This window comes from Sediminibacillus massiliensis (genome assembly GCF_900156915.1).
In the GTDB taxonomy this organism is placed as follows: Bacteria; Bacillota; Bacilli; order Bacillales; family Amphibacillaceae; genus Sediminibacillus_A; species Sediminibacillus_A massiliensis.
In genome coordinates this window covers 1,427,257-1,445,304 of sequence record NZ_LT732535.1, presented here as the reverse complement: position 1 = coordinate 1,445,304, position 18,048 = coordinate 1,427,257, and the positions used below count along the sequence as shown (strand labels likewise).

Genomic DNA, 18,048 nt, shown 5'->3' with positions numbered 1-18,048 from the left:
AATCCAAGTACAGGATTGCACTTCTTGTTATAAAACTGGAATAACAAAAATACTAGAGAGTCTGACAAATCCTTCCTTCTGGGAAGCTTCCATACGACCTTTAGAAGAGGCAATCAACGCCTATGTTGAGCAAACAGAGACTTATGTACAACCATAGTAAGATAATTATGCTAGTTTTATAGCTGTAGAAGGAGCATGCACTTAGGGATGCTCCTTCTTCAGGTTGAGTATCGATGCTTAGCGCATGTCATCCAACAGCCTTAAGAACGCCTTGACCTGCGGCAATCTCATTGCCGCTTCTGAAGCGCAAACCCATGTCTGTCTTGTAAGGGATTTCCCATCTACCTGCAAGGGGATAAAATGATACTCTTTGGAATCCAGGTCATGAATGGCAATTTCTGGCAGTACGGCAGTTCCTATCCCGCTGCAGACGAATTGTTTGCATGTCTGGATTTGATCCACTTTCAGGCTTTTGGAAAAAGTGATGTCAGGTTGTTGATGAAGCCAGCTGTCTACCATGGTGTGAAAGGTTGGATCAGACTGAAATTGGATAAAAGGTTTTATGTTTCCGTTTTGTTTTCTGTCCCTTTTTTCCACCAAATACAGGTTGTCAGAGAAGAGTTCTTGACAATAACCGGGTCCCTTTGGTTTATCCTCCCTGACAAGACATAGATGAAAATCGTCCCAGGAATGTCGGAAAACGTTGCTCAACCCTGTTTGCAGTTCTATTTTTACATGGGGATATGCTGCCACAAATCTCTCTAACACTTCTGGGAGGAGATACTGAGCGATTACAGAGGAAACTCCAAGTGACAGTGTTCCCTTGATTTCATCTGAAAGACTGGATATTTTTTCGCGCACCTTTTTCTCTGCCTCGACGACCCTTTCGGCCAAATGGATGATTTCTTCACCGGCAGGGGTTATGGTCAATGTCTTGTGTGATCTGATGAATATATCCTCACCCCACTGGTCTTCTATTTGTTTAAGCCGCTGACTTATAGCAGGCTGGGAAATCAGTAATTGTTGGGCCGCCCCTCTGATCGTCCCGGCTCTTTTCAACCCCACAAGCAGTTCATAATCATCCTTTTTCATATTATCCCTCTTTATATAAGTATTCCTTATCAAAATTGATTGGAAATATGTGTTTTTCTTATTCATCATTATTATATAAAATTAATGCAGGAAATAAAATGAGTTCAGGAGGGATGACAATGATACTTGGATTGCATCATGCACAGATTACGATTCCGAAAGGTGCTGAGCAGGAAGGGAAAGCTTTTTACTGCGGGATACTGGGATTACCGGAAATAGAGAAGCCTGACCCGCTTATAAGCAGAGGCGGGTTCTGGCTGAAAGTAGGGGATAAAGACGTCCATGTCGGAACCGAAGACGGATTTGAGCGAACCGCGACAAAAGCGCATTTGGCATACTTGGTCAACGACATCGAGGCTTGGAAAAAAGTGTTGGAAGAAAACAATGTGACAATAATTGATTCTGCTCCCATACCGAACTTTGAACGTTTTGAATTCCGGGACCCATTCGGCAACAGAGTCGAGATGATAGAAGAAATTTAATGGGAGCATACAAATGGAAGCAGAACCGATTATCAGACAGGCAGGACAAAAAGACTTGGATAAAATCGTTGGGATGCTCGCAGACGATCCGTTAGGGAAAAAGCGGGAGTGTTATGAACAACCGCTTCCGGCGAGTTATTTGAAAGCTTATCAAGCCATTGAATCCGATCCTAACAATGAACTGATTGTAGCTGTGTATGTCAGAGAAGTGATAGGTGTCGCTCAAATTACTTTTACACCATATATCACCTATCAGGGAGGATGGCGGGCTACGATAGAAGGAGTAAGGATTGCTCGTTCTGTGCGTGGTAAAGGTGTTGGAAGCAAACTGATCGACTGGGGAATTCGACGTGCGAAGGCACGAGGCTGTCATCTGGTGCAGCTCACTACAGACAAAAAACGGAAAGATGCCCTGCGGTTTTACGAGCGGCTGGGTTTCAACGCTACACATGAAGGGTTCAAAATGTCCCTTTGATTCGATCGTCCTCGCCGGCGATCTATTTTTATGTAAAATGTAATACCATAAATGCATAATGGAGAATGGAAATCAATAAGTCGTGAGAAGAGAGAAGCTGATACCACGCTGTTTGGGGGCTCGATTTATGTTAAGATTAGCTTAGTTTGAATTTTTTGATTATTAATCAAGAAAGGGCTCATGGAAACAAGACATCTTCATAATTAGAAAACTAAGATACCTTTTTATTGGTTCGATTGAAGCGGAAGAATGGGAGGATTGTAAATGGCGATTATAATCGCGCTCTTAATTGTCGTCCTTGGCTCTATCATTGCCTATATGCTGACTGAGGGAAAATCCAAAAAGAGAAAATTTATTATTTGGGGAATCGCCCTGATGATTGCTGTTGCACCATTCTTGTCTTTCGCCATTGGGCTGACGTACGCGAGCATTGTGAAGAGCGGTTGGGCTGCGCTGATTATGTGGTACATCTTTCCGGTGATTTTCATGATAGGATTGATCATGCTGTTGACAGGAATTTTTAAGAAAAAAAGAGTTTCAGCTCCGGATAAAGGAGGGGGTTAATTTGATGAGGCTTATGTTTCTGCTTGCTGCTTTGTGTATTCCGGTATTTGCTTACTTCGGTAAAGGAGCGAGTGGTATTTTACTAAGCCTGTTGTTTATGTTCGCAGGTGCCTTTTTCAGCAAACCGAGGTTTGAAATAGACGAAGAGTGAAGATTGGAGGGGGAGATTCTATGTTATATCGAGAGTTGGAAGAGCAGTATACCTACCATGTATGGGCCAATGACAGGTTGTTTAAGCACATTAAGTCTATTCCGGAACCGGTGTTTCATGAAGAACTGGAAAGCATTTTCCCCACCTTGGCGACAGTATTTGTCCATATGTACTTTACAGAATCGATTTGGTTGGAAGTGATGCAGGGAGAAGCGTTTCAAAATATCGAGGAATTTGTGAAACGGCCTGAACTAACCGATCATTTCTCGGGAAAATCGATGGAAGAAATCATAGACTTATATGGACAGATGGAAAGGAAATACCGTAAGTTCCTCGTTAAGACAGATCCGGACAGTGAGTTGTCTATTGACCATCCAAAACATGGGAATATCGTTATTCCTGTATCGGACATGATCAGGCATCTTATCAATCATGGAACCTATCATAGGGGAAATGTCGCAGCCATGCTGAGGCAGTTAGGACACGAAGGCATCTCCACTGATTATTTTGTGTACTTGATAGAAAGGGAATATCAAGGAAACCAAAGGTAAATCAGCAAAAATAAAAAGGGTGCAGACCTTGAATGAGATTCAAGTTGAAGAGAAAGCTATTGCGAGCGACTTCATTAAAGCAAGGGAATTTTATGTATCAGAAAATCTATTAAATCATCAAGCTGTGTAACTTATTTTGATAAAGAATAACCTTGCAGGAGGTAGACATGGATACAAAACAAATCAATAAAATATCAGGCAGCAACTACAAAGCGTTTGCAAAATTAGCCAATTCTGCGTTTGAAGGGCTTAATGCAGATCAATGGCTCCAAAACCACATTGAAGAAACCCCGACAGAAAAATTATACGGTTTATTTGAACAAGACACTTTAATTGCCGGGATGAGAACTTTCGAATTTGAAATGAATTTCTCCTCTACTACCGTTCAAGCTGGAGGTGTGGGGATGCTGGCTGTTGATATGTTACATAAGAAAGAAAAGAATGCGTATCGTTTGTTGCAATATTTCATTCAAATCAATGCAGAGTCAAATACAAATATCGTTATGCTCAATCCTTTTCAGGTAGGTTTTTATCGGAAAATGGGTTTTGGAATTGGAACACGTGCCCATCAAGTTTACATAAAACCAAAAGAATTTGTCGACTTTCAAGCAAAAAGCCATTTACAAGAACTATCGACTGAAGACCGGATACCAATCATGGAGTGTTATAACCGGATTTACTCCAGAACGCACGGAATGACAAAAAGATTTCCCCATGAGCGGGAGCTGAACAGGCCGTTTTTGTTTGGAAGAGTGATCGGTTATGTGGAAGCTGGAGAAGTGAAGGGGTATTTTGTGTACAGTATCAACGAACATCAATTACATATACATGAAATGTTTTTTGAAAATCCAGATGTAATGAAGGAATTCTCTACTTTCTTCAGCAATCAATCAGATCAAATTAAAAGGGTTGTTATCCATTCTAATTTGGATGACATCATTCATTTCATCAACTCCCCGGAAAGCGGCCTGGATACAATGATTGATCTACCTTCAAGCACCGATCATAAACATATCGAGAATGTCGGGACCGGAGTAATGTACAGGATAATCAATGTAAGAGGGTTTTTTGAAGAGTTAAAAGAAAAGAACCATCGTTTTAACCAAGTAACCATTTCGATCAAGTTGATGATTTATGATGATCTATGCTCTGAGAACGACCAGCCCTTCATTGTAAAATTCAGGGACGGGGAAATAGTAGAAATTACAGAAGAAGGCTTTTCAGATGTAGAGTTAACCATGTTTATTGGAGAATTTTCATCCCTCATGATGGGTGCTGACAATTTTTATTCCTTCGTCAAATGGGGCTTGGCAAAAGTTTCTGACGAGAGTTTTGTCCATAAAGTGAATCTACTGTTTCTGACTAGTAATAAACCGGTAATGACTAAAGCCTTTTGATGAAAAGGGAACTAATTCATTTGGTATCAAATGACAGCTTCATAAACAGACAGGGGGATTCATATGGATGCAACACAACAAAACAGCAATGCATGGGATAAAAAAGTAGAAGAGGGCTCAAGGTACACTCGGTTAGTTAGTAGCGAAGTGATTGAAAAAAGTAGAAAAGGTGATTGGAACATAACTGTCACTACAGAAAAACCTGTTCCCAGAAGCTGGTTTCCGGAATCTTTAAAAGGGTTGAAAATACTTTGCCTTGCTTCAGGCGGCGGACAGCAGGGTCCGGTTTTAGCTGCGGCTGGAGCGGACGTTACGGTTACGGATATTTCCGCAAAACAATTAGCACAAGATGAAAAGGTAGCCAAACGGGATGGCTTGACATTAAAAACCGCACAAGGGGATATGACAGATCTTAGCGACTTTGAAGATGGCTATTTTGATATAATCGTCCATCCTGTTTCCAATTTATTTGTAAACAATGTACAACCTGTATGGAACGAGGCCTCAAGGGTACTTAAAAATAAAGGTGTTTTGATTGCTGGCTTTACCAATCCATTACTTTGGATTTTCGATGACGACCAAGAACAGCAAGGTGTACTTGATGTAAGGCATTCTATCCCTTCTTCCACATTGGATTATTTGCAAAAGGATGAAGTGCAGGATTATATCGATTCAAACGAGACGATAGAATATGCCCATACTTTGGAAGACCAAATCCAAGGACAAATGGACGCTGGATTCGTTATTGCCGGTTTCTATGAAGATGACTTTGGCGGTACAAGGATTATCGATAAGCATATCAAAACGTTTATTGCGACTAAGGCGATAAAGTTGGCGGTAGATTAAGTACAGAAAAGTGAATGATTCGACTTCCAAGCAAAGGGAGATGGAGAAATTTGTTCGACTTTTTGAAAAGGGTTTTGTTCTCAATCCTGGGAATGACTGCATTGCTGGTGCTAGTCAGTATTTGGAACGGAGAAGAAATGGATTGGACAATCATTTCTGGAATTGGCGGCATTGTTCTTACAGGGCTAGTTATCAAGCTGGGTCTTGATTTATACAAATAATAAGTGAAGAAATGAATGTTTAATCTTGATTTTGTGGAGGTACATTTAATCATGTGCTTAGAAGGTATAAAGAAAGGAAGATGAAAAATGCCTGAAAATCCATTAGAAAAATATTATAATCAAGATTATCCAAAACAATATCAAAACCCGCCGGGAATCCAAAAAGAAATGGATCCTCAGCCTGACTGTGGGGAAAAGAGTTACAAGGGATCCGGACAACTAGAAGGAAGGAAAGCCCTGATCACAGGTGGTGACTCAGGAATCGGCCGGGCTACTGCGATTGCCTATGCACGAGAAGGGGCCGATGTAGCCCTCAACTATCTTCCGGTTGAAGAGCCGGATGCTCTTGAAGTGAAAGAACTAATCGAGCAAGAAGGGCGAAAAGCAGTTTTACTTCCCGGAGATCTACGGGATGAGGAGTTTTGCCGCTCATTAGTACAAGATGCGGTGAAGGAACTGGACGGACTTGATATCTTAGCCCTTGTTGCCGGTGAACAACAGGCGGTGCAAGATATCGAGGACCTAACCACAGACCAGATTTTGTCCACTTTCCAGACAAATGTATTTTCCTTGTACTGGGTTGTTCAAGAAGCAATTCCTCATCTGCCTGAGGGAAGCTCGATTATTACTACATCATCTGTGGAAGGGTATAATCCGTCACCAATGCTGCTGGATTACGGCGCAACGAAAAGTGCTATTGTCGGATTTACAAAAGCATTGTCCAAGCAAGTGGCCTCAAAAGGAATCCGTGTAAACTCCGTGGCTCCCGGACCGTTCTGGTCACCACTGCAAATATCCGGCGGGCAGCCGCAGGAAAACATCCCGAAATTCGGACAAGAAACACCTGCAGCTCCTTTAGGACGTGCAGGCCAGCCAGTTGAATTGAGCGGTATATATGTTTTCTTGGCTTCCGAACAAGCAAGCTATGTTACGGGCCATGTGTACAGTGCAACAGGAGGCTTGAATGCCAACTAATAAACAATGAACAGCAAAAAGCGCGCCAGGCATTGGCGCGCTTTTTTTTGATGAGAATATTTTTGAAGGCGGGCTTGCTGTGAGTCATGTATGGACGGATAAAAGAAGATAGTTAAAACCTACTTATGAAATGCACACGTTAATAATTATTTGAAATTGTCTAATCAGATGGTCATCTTCTTTCATGCACCTGAAGAACAAATGGAAATTTGTGTTAAAATACAAGGGAGCATTACTTTGAAGGAAATACTCTTAAAAAGAATGGAGAATGTTATGGAGAGGGTAGAAAAGCAACACATAATCAAAGTCTGCAAGGCAACTCCAACCCGCGTTCAGGGAATCGCAAAAGTTTGTATTGATGCGAACTGGTCTGCTTATCGCGGACTATGTTCAGATGAATATATCAATTCTATCATAACAGAATTCTATAATCATGAAAGAATCTTAAAAGAAGTGAAAACAGAATCTAAGGAATGGGGTGGTTATTTTGTCGCTTTAGAGGATGGAAAGGTTGTCGGTGCTGGCGGCGGTGGTTTGATCGATGATTCTGCTGGTGAAATTTATGTGTTATATATAAGCCCGGGCAAAAGAAAGCAGGGAATAGGCACCCTTTTGCTTGATGCGATTACAAACCAGCAAAAATCATATGGTGCTTCCGAACAATGGGTTTCGGTACTGAAAGGGAACGAGAAAGGAATCCTTTTTTATAAAGCTAAAAGATTCAGCTTTGAAGGTGAAGAGCAAGAGGATGAGTATCCGACCTTAAGGTTCAAGAGGCCAATTTGAAGAAAGAAGGGTTTTATTTGTTATGATTAGCTGCCTGTTTCGAAAACAGGCATTCTTATAAAAGACTAAAATAACATTTCTCCGGTTATCTCGAACCAAATACTCTCTATCAAACCCAAACAAACGACCGCCGCAATAAAAGCCATTAAAGACACCAATATTTTGATCCCCGGTGTAATGGATGTGAATTGCTTGTATAGTTTGTTGATCACGATACCAGCAAATACATAAATGGTAACAGAAATAATGCCATATACCGCATCATAATAATCAAACGGCGGACCAGTGTTTTCGTCGAGAAAGGTAACAACGATTAATCCAGGGATAAATAATATGAAGTGATAAACAGCAAATTTTAAATATTTCATGTCAGAAATGCTCCTTTAAAAATAGTCTATATTTAAATTCTAGTATTTTGCTCAGTTTTGGTTTGAAAGTATTTTAGTTTATTAAATCGTCGGGAGGCAGAGTATGAATAAAAAGCATTTCTGGATTTGGATGGTTATTATCGCGGTTCTATCTTTTTTTACAGGTGAAATGGTCACTTTCATGATGCTTCTCTTGATATTACTCACACTAAACGAAACTAATACTATTTTAAAAAAATTTTACGATGATTGGAAGAAAGAGAATTAGTTAAAGGAAGAAGAGAAGGTAGGTTATGGAATTCATAACGGAAAAATTATTATTCATCGCTTTGTTCATATTTATTATTCATTCCATTGAAACACTTGCATATTCAGTAAGATTATCGGGAGCGCGGGTTAAAATGATTGCCTCAGCATTGTCGCTCTTCAATGTAATGGTAATCGTTTCGAGGTTGGCCAATATGATGCAGCAGCCATTTACCGGGAGTTTAATCGATACGGCGCCAAAAGAGAATACTTTGGAGTTTGTAGAAACCCAATTCCGTTTTCTTATAGGAGCAGCCACTGGCGGAACAGTATTTGGAATTCTTCTGTTACCCACTTTCATAGCGTTGTTTTCAAGGGCTATTATCCATTTGTCAGAGGAGAAAGGTTCTGTCCCCTCTTTGTTTATGAAAATACTGTCTGTGCGATACATAAGAAGAGCAGTCACCCATTTTAGTCTGCCGAAATTTTCTTATTTGAAAGGTGCTAGATTAAAAGATTTTCCGATAAAGCTGTTCCTGGCGAATATGGTGATTACTTCGATCTATACGATAGGTGTTTTATCTGCTTTATATGCAGCATTAATCGCTCCTGAAAGAGCATCGACCGCTGTCATGGCATCGGGGTTGATAAACGGCATAGCAACTATTCTTTTGGTGGTTCTGGTGGATCCAAAGGTGTCCGTCATCGCTGATGATGTAGTAAATGGAAGAGGAAATTACTATCTGCTGAAAAACATTTCGTTAATAATGGTGTCTTCTAGGTTGTTAGGAACTCTGCTTGCACAATTGCTGTTCATTTCCGGTGCGAAATATATTGCCTGGTTTACTCAGTTCATTGTATAGCATTCAGGTTAAAAGCTGGGAATCATTAAAACGGGTCAGCGGAGTAGAGAATTTCAGCAGCATGAATCAAGCTTATGTAGCTGCAATTCCTGAACGATAGTGATTCATGACTAATCTGGTAAGAAAAAAGAAGGTGAGAAAATGGGGATTTTATTCGGTATTTTAATTTTTGCCGGGATTTTTGCGGTATATGACGCGTTGAGAAAAGTGAACAACAATATATTGGAACAAACCGAAGAAATAAGAAAATTACGAGAGGATATAAGCAGGAATAGTAAAAATTAGATAGATTTTTTCCATAAGAGCGATTTTTCCTTGGATGGAGAATTCGCATGGGGATTTTTTGTTATAATGGCCTGGCAAATATCCATTATCTTGGAAGTCAATTTCAGTAGGAGTGTAGTAATGAAGATAGCGAGATTTTTTTTGTTGGGAATTTTGTTTTTAACTGCTTGTTCTACAGGCGAGGAAGGCGGGACAGATAAGGAGGCAGAATCGGGAGATAGTCAGGGTACTACTTATGGATTCGAACCGGATCTTGGTTTTCATGAGGAAAATGGATGGTTACTGCCACTTTCATACCAAGTGACGGTTGATGAGTCGTTTGAAAGAATTTCAAGATACGTTACAGGTACCTCGGAAAAAATGTTTTTTTGGCACGAACCTTCAGCCAGTAAATATACCTTTGATCTTGAAACCACAACCGATAAACTACAAGAAGAAGTTCCAACCATTGAGATTAATCCAGTCAAAAAAGATACATATGCTTATATGGAGAAATATTTTTCTTTGGATTTAGAAGAAGCCGATGGACAGGAAATCAAGGAAACAGTCGAACAGGCCGTCAAAGAAAACGCTGAAGCATATTTAGAGGAAATGAAAGATAAAGCTTTGGAGGCATCAGAAGGTGAGTCGAAGGTATATACTAATGAAGAATATGATATCGAGCCTTTCACTTATATGATTGAAAGCGAATCAGCGCAAGGGGTGCTTCAATACAAATTGTTCGGAGAAGCAGAGGAAGAATATCTTAGAGCAACCCTGTCAATTCCGGACAAAAAGAAAGAAGACTTGTTCGACGGCATGCTGGCCTCCCTTCGGACAATTACGTACAACAAAGAAGAGTTTAAAGAAAATGCTGTCTACGATCAGCCGACAAGGTTGTCCTATGAACCAGCCGAGAATCTAACAGGGGCATATCCCGAAGTAGGCTATTCCTTTGAAAATCCGGAAGCGGCGACGTTTAGGCACTCTTTTCCTACATTCCATACATATCGTTATACGTTTGGAACTCTTTACGAGGAAGAAATTGAAAGGGAGCATTTTGGATTAAGAAGTTCAGAATTAGTAGTTCGGGCAGCGAAAGCGGAAAATGCCAGAACAAGGGAAGAAGAAATCCGCAATCGGCAGCTGGATGATTTTGTTGCATTCCAGTATGACTACGCCCGGTCGGTCGAATATTTACATGAAGACGAAAACTTTGATACAGGAGTATTCACCACTGGCGTTCGTGTCGAATTTGACGGTTATGAAGAATACTGGTTTTTGAGAGAAGCAGACGGCCATGTGTACGAAGTCACTTTCGATTTAGCGTTTGATGCGCCGGAATATGATGAATTGCTGGACAGTTATTTGAATGTCGTAAGGTCGTTTGAGCATACAAATATAGAGGAAGAGTGAATGGACAGGGAAATGTTTGTTTAACAAACCAAATGCAGTAGGGATTTGTGATTTAGTTGTATTTTGTCATACGGCCAACTTAATGAAAAGGTGGTTACCCTAATGAGTAAACGTTTGAAAAATAGTATCATTTCTTCATTGACGTTTGGGGTCACTGCCATCCTTTTTGGCAGTCTCATATACGGGGAAATAAAATGGCAAACAGTAATAGGGCTGTCGTTAGGCGGTTTTCTGTCTTGGTACTTCCTTATTCCAAAAATGAATAGAGAGAAAATAGAAAAAAAGAGAAATTAAAGAGCTGGACGTATCTGTAATACTAAGAATATTGTCGGCTTTAGTTGAATTAAAAAAAAGCAGAAGAAAAGAACTTCCTCAAAGCGGGGAGTTCTTTTCTTCTGCTGTTAAATCATGGATAAATTTAACTTCATACAAAAAAAAATTTTTGGAATTTTATGATAAAATGATGAAAGCGCTAGTTGCTGAGATTTATTTACAAAGCTAACGATTAAACGGAGGTGGGTTCATTGCCGAAAGTGTTCCTGACTTTTCCTGAAGGAAGACACAAAGTCCTTACGCTCAGTTATGACGATGGCAGAACGGCCGATAGACGGCTTGTAGACATTTTTAATAGTCACGGAATCAAGGGTACTTTTCATTTGAACTCTGGATTGTTCGAATTCGGAGACAGAATTCCCAGTGAAGAAGTGGCTGCGTTATACAAAGGGCATGAAATCTCAGCCCATACCTTGACACACCCGACGATTGCCAGATCCCCGAAAGAACAACTTGTACACGAAATTATCGAAGACCGCAAAAACTTGGAAAAGGTAGCTGGATATACGGTCAGGGGGATGTCTTATCCTAATGGTTCATTCAACTCACTAATCAAAGAATTACTACCTCATTTGGGGATTGAATATGCAAGAACGGTAACTAGTACGGGAGATTTTTCTATTCCCGACGATTTTTTAGAGTGGAACCCGACCTGTCATCATAATCATCGGTTAATGGAGCTGGCTGATTACTTTGTGCAGCTCCAAAAGAAACAATATTTAAATATGATGTATGTATGGGGACACAGTTATGAATTTGACAACGATCAAAACTGGGGCCTCATCGAAACCTTTTGTCAGTTCGTTGGAAACCGAAACGATATCTGGTACGCAACCAATATGGAAATTGTCGACTATATGAATGCTTTCAGGAACCTCAGATTCTCCGCAGACAGTCAGTTTGTTTACAATCCTTCCTCTTTATCGGTTTGGCTGAGTGTTGGGGACCAAATCATGGAAGTGGAAGGCGGCAGTCAGACTTGGCTTGTTTGATTCTTCGTAGGGATTTTAATAGGAAAATAGGAAACAGGGAGGAGAAATAATGAATCATGCATCAAAAATATACTGGGAACAGTTCCTGGAAAAACATCAGCTGGAAAAGCCAATTTCAGTCAGTGCATGGCAATTCGGAGCTGACCCGGACTATCTGGCTCAATTAGTAATGGAGGGTACAAAAACGGCAACATGTTCTGGATTGATTTTTTACGAATTGGAAAACGAGCCGCTTCCTTCAGCAGAAGATTACAGTGTTATTTTAAGCAGTCGTGACGAGCCTCTAGCGATCATTAAAACAGTGAGTGTCAAAATCATGCCAATGAATGAGGTGCCAGAGGATTTTGCAGTTGCCGAAGGAGAAGGGGATAGGACTTATCTTTATTGGAAGACCGTTCATGAAAAATTTTTTATGGACGAGTTGGGTCAATTAGGTCTTGAATTTTCAGAAGATATGCCCTTGGTATGTGAACGTTTCCAGTTAGTTGACGTGAAAAGATGATTTGGTGCAAATGTAAAGACAGAAAGAAAAGGATTTGGTAAAGTGCACAAATACATAATCGGAATTCTTGCCATCTTAGCTTTATCTTTTTTACTTGGATGTGAAGAAAATTCCAATGCAGTAACCCAGGAAGAAACTCAACAAGAAAAAAATGTAAAGGATCAGAAAGAGGCCGATCACAAAAAGGCAAGTGAGAATGCTGAAGCACCCTTCTTTTGGAGGGTGAATGACGGGGACACAACTGTTTACCTGCTCGGTTCCATCCATGTGGGGAACAAAGAAATGTATCCGATGGACCAAGTGGTGGAAGATGCATATGAATCATCTGACTCTGTAGTAGTCGAAGCCGATATTTTACAAGCTCCGGAAGAAATGTTCGGTGATGACTTCATGGCGAAGGCAGTTTATGCAGACGGCTCCCTATTGTCAGATCGTATTAGTGAAGAAGCATATGATCAACTGAGTGTGCATGTTAATGACTATTCGTTAGAAGGTCTGACGATGTCGGAGCTGAATCATTTTAAGCCATGGTTCATCGAAATCCTTTTATCAGACTTTTTGATGTCGGAAGAAGAGTCATTGACCTCTCAATATGGCATCGATTATCACTTTTTACAGAGGGCCGAAGAGGATAACAAACAAATCTTGGAGTTAGAGGGCGTCAACGAACAATTCAAGTTCATTTCAGAAATGCCGGAAGATCTCCAAATCAAATCATTAGAAAATTCCTTAGAGATTATGAAAGAAGAAACGGGCGGTAATGCCATTCAAACCTTGATCGAAGCATGGCAATCTGGGTCTGAAGAGAAATTGGCATCTATTGTTTCCGGTGATACCGACGCCTCCTTAACTGATTTGGTAGCTTACGAGACAGAGCTAATGGAAAAGCGGAACACCAAAATGGCAGAGAAAATCGAAAACTACCTAAGGGAAGGCTCAGGGGAAACGTACTTTGTTGTAGTGGGAGCAGCCCATTATTTAGCCGATTTCGGGCTGGATAATCTATTGGACAACGATTTTACTGTAGAGTCTTATTCAGAAATGAACTAATCGGTGAAATTTTCGGACCGAGGAGCCACGAAGCAGGAGAACCATGCCTAAATGAATATAACAAAGGGAGATGGAGTATGAAATACCAAATAGTGAGATTACCGGCATATCGTGCAGTGGGTTTGAAATGGGAGGGGACATTTTCTGAAATTGTACCCCATTTAAAAAATGTTATCGGTGAAATGAAAAACCGGGCCGGCGAGTTAGTCGGTAAGGTAACGCCCGATATTCATTTGGGTCTGTCTTACCATGTTATTGAAAATGGTTTTGTGCATTATTCGGTCTTTGAAGTCAAGGAAGAGCAGGAAATTCCGGACGGGATGGTGGAAATCAGAGTTCCAGAATGGACGTATGTGAAGACGACACATAACAAAGGCGAAGACGTAACAAAGACCTATACGGATTTACATCGTTGGTTTTCAGACAGTGATTATGCTGTCCTCTGGGAACCTGGTGTGGATTACTTTGATGACTATATGCCAATCAAACATGAATATTATCCAATCGATCAAGACCCGAATGATCCTCATTTCGATATTTATATCCCGGTTATTAAAAAGTGAATTTCTATTAAGAGAGAGGCTGCCTTAACCAGTCAGCAACAGTATATGAAGTCAGTTTTTAATGAAATAGTTATCGATCTCGATCCTAATGCGTCATTCCAAAAATGAGTGGCGCATTTTTATTTGCTAAAAATTTGCCTCTAATTACGGAACCTTGTCTGCCTTTGATTCGTCAAACAGTCGAACAAAAAGGGGGGGAACTAATGAATCAGGAACAACAATTTCATCATAAGTCAGATAAAGAAATCCTGGTGGAATTGATGGAGATGTATGGAGATATGGTTCTGCGTATTGCCTATACTTATGTAAAAGAAAAACAACTGGCAGAGGATTTAGCGCAAGAAGTATTTATACGATGTTATCAATCGCTACATACATTCGAGAAAAGATCAAGTTACCGGACATGGTTATATAGGATTGCTGTCAATCAATGTAAGGATTATGTGAAGAGCTGGACTTTCCGGAACTTTATCCCTTCAGACACTTTGAAATTAGAAAGTTCTCATGAATCCGATACAGTTAGCGCCCATGTTTTAAGACAGGAAGAAGATAGCATTCTTTTCAGGAATGTGCTGGATTTACCGGTAAAACTTCGAGAAGTGATTATTTTCTATTATTATGAAGAATTATCTGTAGAAGAAATCGCGGTTTTACTAGGGATTAAGGTCAACACAGTCAAAACGAGACTGCATCGGGCTAGAAAAAATTTAAAGCAAACGATGGAAGGAGGAACGACCATTGAGTTCTAAATGGAAATATCCCGAGGAAATGGATAATATGAAGTTTGGTAAAGACCATCAGAGAAGGGTGCTGGACCAATTGAACAAGACTTCTGTGAAAAACAAGAGGAAAAGAAATTTTAAACTTCGCTTGATGACAGCAGTAGTCGGCATTTTACTGGTTGCCTGCCTGGCATTCACACCTGAAATGCAGCACGTCCTTGCGAAAATCCCTTATATCAGCCAGTTTCTCGAACAAGAGGAAGAGCGGATGGAACAGATGGATACGCTTTTGAAAGAAGTAAATCTCCTTACACAAAAAGAAGGCTACCAATTAGAGAACTTTCATATGAATCATGATGACAAAGAAATGATCGTAGCGCTGAATAATTGGTCAGAAAAAAATGATGAAATGAAAAACTCCATTATTGAAATTTTAACTGAATCCGGCTTTGACGGTTACGATGTGAAGGTCATCCCTTATGAAGAGAAAGAGATAAAAACAGATGTCACGGAAGAAGAAATGGAGCAATATCAGAAGGATAGTCAAGAGTTAACAGAAACACTGACAAACCGTCTGGAAGAGGAAAACTTTGAGTTGATGTTTCCGGTCCAAGTACAGATGAATCCTACCCAAGGGGTATATATAAATGTCATTCTGCCTGAGACGGAAGACCGTTTAGACTTGGTAGAAAAAATCATGAAGGAAGAAGGAGAAAAATATATCGATAAACCCAAACTGGATATACGACAAGTCCAGAAAAAGGCCCGTGAACAAGAAATTCGCTGGGAGGAGACAGGTGCCGTTCATCATATTGCCCAGGCAATGATGGAGTCGGAAGAATTTCCTGTCACTGGTTTCTCTTATTCGTTCCATCCGTATCCGTTACAAATAAAGATTAAAACCTCATTGGAATCCTCTGACAATGATGCCGAAAAAGTCGCAGAAGAGATCAAAGATGAAATAAACCTGTATATAGAAAGCGGAGAAGGTACGGAACCGATCAGGGGAGATGAATTTGAAGTTCACGTTCTGGGGAAAGATAAAAAAGAAATAGACTGATATTCTCATAGAAGCACAGGATATATTTTAACCTATCCCTTTGGTTGTTTTAACCTTAGATATACCTATTATGATTGATATGCCGGTATATCTAAGGTTTTTGTTATGTGTACATACATATTTCCAGGGTCTTGAAAAAAGTTGAAACTTTTTTTTGCTAACACATATCTAATAGGCAGAAGGAGGGACGAAAATGAACGAAACAAAACTAGCAAGAAAAGCAGTCAAAGGAAATCAAAAAGCGTTAGAAGAGTTGTTGGTTGCCCATGGCGACCAGCTGTACCGAACGGCATTCATTTATACGAGAAACAGGGAAGATGCTCTCGATGTTGTGCAAGAAGCATCCTACCGGGCATTTCGCTACATAGGAAATTTGAAAAACGAAGAGTTTTTCCTGACTTGGTTGACTAAGATTCTTATCCATTGTGCTTATGATTTGTTAGAAAGAAAGAACAAAGAAATACCAAATGACAAGTTGATTGAGCTGGCAAGAATTAAAAAGGACAAGAGAGAAGAACATTTGGATTTAGTAGAAGCTGTTGGCCGTTTGGAAGATAAGTACCGCGATGTTATTATTCTATTTTATTTTCGAGATCTGCGGATTAATGATATTGCGCGCATGATGGAAATTCCGGAGAATACAGTGAAAACATACATGCGAAGGGCGAAGGCACAGTTGAAAAAACAGTTAGGAGGCTGCGAATATAATGACGAAAGATTATTTTCAAGAAGAGTATGAAAAAGTGGATGTCCCAAAAGAAGATGTAATCCATGCTATCAGGAAAGGAAGACAGCGTGCTAACAAGGCAGGAATAGAAGGAAAGAGGAGAAAAAGCTTCAAGAGTTCTTATCTTGCTGTCACGGCTGCAGCAGGTATCCTGATCACTTCAAGCTTTGCGGCTCCGACATTTTCAAAGGCGATGACGGACCTCCCTGTTATAGGAAGTATATATGATAGTTTCAACGACTTAGTAGGAAGAGACTTAGAATCGGAACAGCTGATAACAGCATTAGACAAAACGGCCAGCAGCAGAGGCATTGATGTAACAGTCAAAAGTGCTTACTATGATGGAGCAGTTATTGGTGTTACCTTTGATGTCGAAGGAAATGTGAAACCTGAACAGAATGGCGAGCTTCAAGGTTTTTACCAGATATTCGAAGGGGATGAGAGTCTTGGCGAGACGAAAGAAATCGTCCATATGAAGCCTGTGGAAAATGGTTTTACAGGACATGTTCAGTTACACTATCCAAAGTCTGATTTACCTGCCGATACTACTTTCCCGCTTGAATTTTTGACAATTGGCGGCAAAGAAGGGGACTGGAAGTTCGATGTGCCGATCGAGCAATTACCATATGAGACTGTGGAGGTTGAAAAAGAGAGTACCGGTGAAAATACGGATGTTAAAGTAAGGTTTGATTCCATTGTCAAAGGCCAAGCTTCCACTACGATCAATTATACGGCAATTTTTCCTGAGACAGGGAAGCACAATCAAGTAAGGTTGGATATGGCTACCAGCAAAGGAGAAGAAATCCATCAAGTTATAGGCGGAATCGATTTAGGATTAAAAACAGAAAATGGCAAAGGACTTGCAGAGGAAAGAACCATCATTTTGCAGCCATTGGAGGAAGAGACGGAATTTATTGAAATCCAACCAAAGGTGGCGCTTGCCGAACCAGATCAATTCGTTGAATTGGATGAACCCACTCCTGCCAAAATAGCTTCCGATAAACAGGACTTATCAATAACTGTGGAAAGAATAGCTATAAAGAAAGGCCAGGCAGTATTTGATTTCCAGATTAACGAAGGGGACAATAAAGGGAGGCGGTTCGGATTCTTCCAAGATATTGCCCGTACCGATGTAACGTTGGTTGAAAAATCTGAAAAAGATATCTATCAAGAACCGATGGAGCACTCCATTAAGGTATTGGACAAAGAGGATTTGCGATTTAGAAGCACATTCCAAACAAGTGAAGTGAGTGGCTTTAAGCAGGAGGATTACGTACTAAGAGTAAGTCTGGGTGGAATGAGCAGTAATATTCCGCTTGAATTGGAGAAAGTAAGAATTAAGATGGATTGAATTAAGGAGATAAATGAAGCTGATAATTTTCTATTAAAATAAACAGTGTCT

The 18,048-nt window shown here is 40.3% G+C and carries 24 protein-coding genes; 22 read left to right on the top strand and 2 right to left on the bottom strand.

Annotated features, from left to right (window positions below; genetic code table 11):
* Positions 1 to 237: 237 nt before the first annotated feature.
* Positions 238 to 1,092, bottom strand: coding sequence for a LysR family transcriptional regulator (locus CZ434_RS08070; RefSeq protein ID WP_179107209.1), 855 nt, complete (start codon positions 1,090 to 1,092; stop codon positions 238 to 240).
* Positions 1,093 to 1,211: 119 nt separating this feature from the next.
* On the opposite strand from CZ434_RS08070, the gene CZ434_RS08065 reads away from it, so the two are divergent.
* The 10 genes from CZ434_RS08065 to CZ434_RS08030 all read left to right on the top strand — a co-directional run bounded on the left by CZ434_RS08065 (position 1,212) and on the right by CZ434_RS08030 (position 7,540).
* Positions 1,212 to 1,574 (top strand): VOC family protein, encoded by a 363-nt coding sequence (locus CZ434_RS08065; protein WP_077622659.1) that lies wholly within the window; start codon positions 1,212 to 1,214, stop codon positions 1,572 to 1,574.
* Positions 1,575 to 1,587: 13 nt separating this feature from the next.
* A complete protein-coding gene (locus CZ434_RS08060; protein ID WP_077622658.1) occupies positions 1,588 to 2,049 on the top strand; it encodes a GNAT family N-acetyltransferase in 462 nt (153 codons plus the stop codon).
* 264 nt (positions 2,050 to 2,313) lie between these two features.
* Positions 2,314 to 2,613 (top strand): hypothetical protein, encoded by a 300-nt coding sequence (locus CZ434_RS08055; protein ID WP_077622657.1) that lies wholly within the window; start codon positions 2,314 to 2,316, stop codon positions 2,611 to 2,613.
* A 4-nt stretch (positions 2,614 to 2,617) separates the two neighbouring features.
* Positions 2,618 to 2,764, top strand: a complete 147-nt coding sequence (locus CZ434_RS22050) for a hypothetical protein (protein ID WP_179107132.1) — start codon at positions 2,618 to 2,620, stop codon at positions 2,762 to 2,764.
* A 20-nt stretch (positions 2,765 to 2,784) separates the two neighbouring features.
* Positions 2,785 to 3,315 (top strand): DinB family protein, encoded by a 531-nt coding sequence (locus CZ434_RS08050; protein WP_077622656.1) that lies wholly within the window; start codon positions 2,785 to 2,787, stop codon positions 3,313 to 3,315.
* A gap of 167 nt (positions 3,316 to 3,482) precedes the next feature.
* Positions 3,483 to 4,712 (top strand): GNAT family N-acetyltransferase, encoded by a 1,230-nt coding sequence (locus CZ434_RS08045; RefSeq protein ID WP_077622655.1) that lies wholly within the window; start codon positions 3,483 to 3,485, stop codon positions 4,710 to 4,712.
* Between the two features lie 63 nt (positions 4,713 to 4,775).
* Entirely contained in the window at positions 4,776 to 5,558 is a 783-nt protein-coding gene (locus CZ434_RS08040; protein ID WP_077622654.1) for a class I SAM-dependent methyltransferase, read from the top strand.
* A gap of 50 nt (positions 5,559 to 5,608) precedes the next feature.
* Positions 5,609 to 5,779, top strand: a complete 171-nt coding sequence (locus CZ434_RS22045) for a hypothetical protein (protein WP_179107208.1) — start codon at positions 5,609 to 5,611, stop codon at positions 5,777 to 5,779.
* 87 nt (positions 5,780 to 5,866) lie between these two features.
* Positions 5,867 to 6,754: an SDR family oxidoreductase gene (locus CZ434_RS08035; RefSeq protein WP_077622653.1), complete on the top strand. Its 888-nt coding sequence runs from the start codon at positions 5,867 to 5,869 to the stop codon at positions 6,752 to 6,754.
* A gap of 237 nt (positions 6,755 to 6,991) precedes the next feature.
* Positions 6,992 to 7,540 carry a GNAT family N-acetyltransferase gene (locus tag CZ434_RS08030; protein ID WP_342745672.1) on the top strand — a complete coding sequence of 183 codons (549 nt, stop codon included), beginning with the start codon at positions 6,992 to 6,994 and terminating at the stop codon, positions 7,538 to 7,540.
* A 65-nt stretch (positions 7,541 to 7,605) separates the two neighbouring features.
* Here the strand turns inward: CZ434_RS08030 and CZ434_RS08025 are convergent, their stop codons facing one another.
* Positions 7,606 to 7,908 carry a hypothetical protein gene (locus tag CZ434_RS08025; RefSeq protein ID WP_077622652.1) on the bottom strand — a complete coding sequence of 101 codons (303 nt, stop codon included), beginning with the start codon at positions 7,906 to 7,908 and terminating at the stop codon, positions 7,606 to 7,608.
* Between the two features lie 293 nt (positions 7,909 to 8,201).
* On the opposite strand from CZ434_RS08025, the gene CZ434_RS08020 reads away from it, so the two are divergent.
* The 12 genes from CZ434_RS08020 (at position 8,202) to CZ434_RS07970 (ending at position 17,997) form a co-directional block, all read left to right on the top strand.
* Positions 8,202 to 9,017: a lipid II flippase Amj family protein gene (locus CZ434_RS08020; protein WP_077622651.1), complete on the top strand. Its 816-nt coding sequence runs from the start codon at positions 8,202 to 8,204 to the stop codon at positions 9,015 to 9,017.
* A gap of 141 nt (positions 9,018 to 9,158) precedes the next feature.
* Positions 9,159 to 9,302 (top strand): hypothetical protein, encoded by a 144-nt coding sequence (locus CZ434_RS22040; protein WP_179107207.1) that lies wholly within the window; start codon positions 9,159 to 9,161, stop codon positions 9,300 to 9,302.
* A gap of 120 nt (positions 9,303 to 9,422) precedes the next feature.
* Positions 9,423 to 10,697, top strand: coding sequence for a hypothetical protein (locus CZ434_RS08015; protein WP_077622650.1), 1,275 nt, complete (start codon positions 9,423 to 9,425; stop codon positions 10,695 to 10,697).
* Between the two features lie 102 nt (positions 10,698 to 10,799).
* Positions 10,800 to 10,991 carry a hypothetical protein gene (locus CZ434_RS08010; RefSeq protein ID WP_077622649.1) on the top strand — a complete coding sequence of 64 codons (192 nt, stop codon included), beginning with the start codon at positions 10,800 to 10,802 and terminating at the stop codon, positions 10,989 to 10,991.
* Positions 10,992 to 11,221: 230 nt separating this feature from the next.
* Positions 11,222 to 12,022: a polysaccharide deacetylase family protein gene (locus CZ434_RS08005; protein ID WP_077622648.1), complete on the top strand. Its 801-nt coding sequence runs from the start codon at positions 11,222 to 11,224 to the stop codon at positions 12,020 to 12,022.
* 49 nt (positions 12,023 to 12,071) lie between these two features.
* Positions 12,072 to 12,524 (top strand): ASCH domain-containing protein, encoded by a 453-nt coding sequence (locus tag CZ434_RS08000; RefSeq protein ID WP_077622647.1) that lies wholly within the window; start codon positions 12,072 to 12,074, stop codon positions 12,522 to 12,524.
* A 42-nt stretch (positions 12,525 to 12,566) separates the two neighbouring features.
* A complete protein-coding gene (locus tag CZ434_RS07995; RefSeq protein WP_077622646.1) occupies positions 12,567 to 13,574 on the top strand; it encodes a TraB/GumN family protein in 1,008 nt (335 codons plus the stop codon).
* A 77-nt stretch (positions 13,575 to 13,651) separates the two neighbouring features.
* Entirely contained in the window at positions 13,652 to 14,137 is a 486-nt protein-coding gene (locus CZ434_RS07990) for a GyrI-like domain-containing protein (RefSeq protein ID WP_077622645.1), read from the top strand.
* A 203-nt stretch (positions 14,138 to 14,340) separates the two neighbouring features.
* The gene (locus CZ434_RS07985; RefSeq protein WP_077622644.1) at positions 14,341 to 14,886 is read left to right on the top strand and encodes a sigma-70 family RNA polymerase sigma factor; all 546 of its coding nucleotides are present in this window, start codon (positions 14,341 to 14,343) and stop codon (positions 14,884 to 14,886) included.
* The gene (locus CZ434_RS07980) at positions 14,876 to 15,919 is read left to right on the top strand and encodes a DUF4030 domain-containing protein (RefSeq protein ID WP_077622643.1); all 1,044 of its coding nucleotides are present in this window, start codon (positions 14,876 to 14,878) and stop codon (positions 15,917 to 15,919) included. The genes CZ434_RS07985 and CZ434_RS07980 overlap by 11 nt, the downstream gene beginning before the upstream one ends.
* 193 nt (positions 15,920 to 16,112) lie before the next feature.
* The gene (locus CZ434_RS07975; RefSeq protein WP_077622642.1) at positions 16,113 to 16,658 is read left to right on the top strand and encodes a sigma-70 family RNA polymerase sigma factor; all 546 of its coding nucleotides are present in this window, start codon (positions 16,113 to 16,115) and stop codon (positions 16,656 to 16,658) included.
* Positions 16,627 to 17,997, top strand: coding sequence for a DUF4179 domain-containing protein (locus CZ434_RS07970; RefSeq protein ID WP_077622641.1), 1,371 nt, complete (start codon positions 16,627 to 16,629; stop codon positions 17,995 to 17,997). The genes CZ434_RS07975 and CZ434_RS07970 overlap by 32 nt, the downstream gene beginning before the upstream one ends.
* The last annotated feature ends 51 nt before the right edge of the window (positions 17,998 to 18,048 follow it).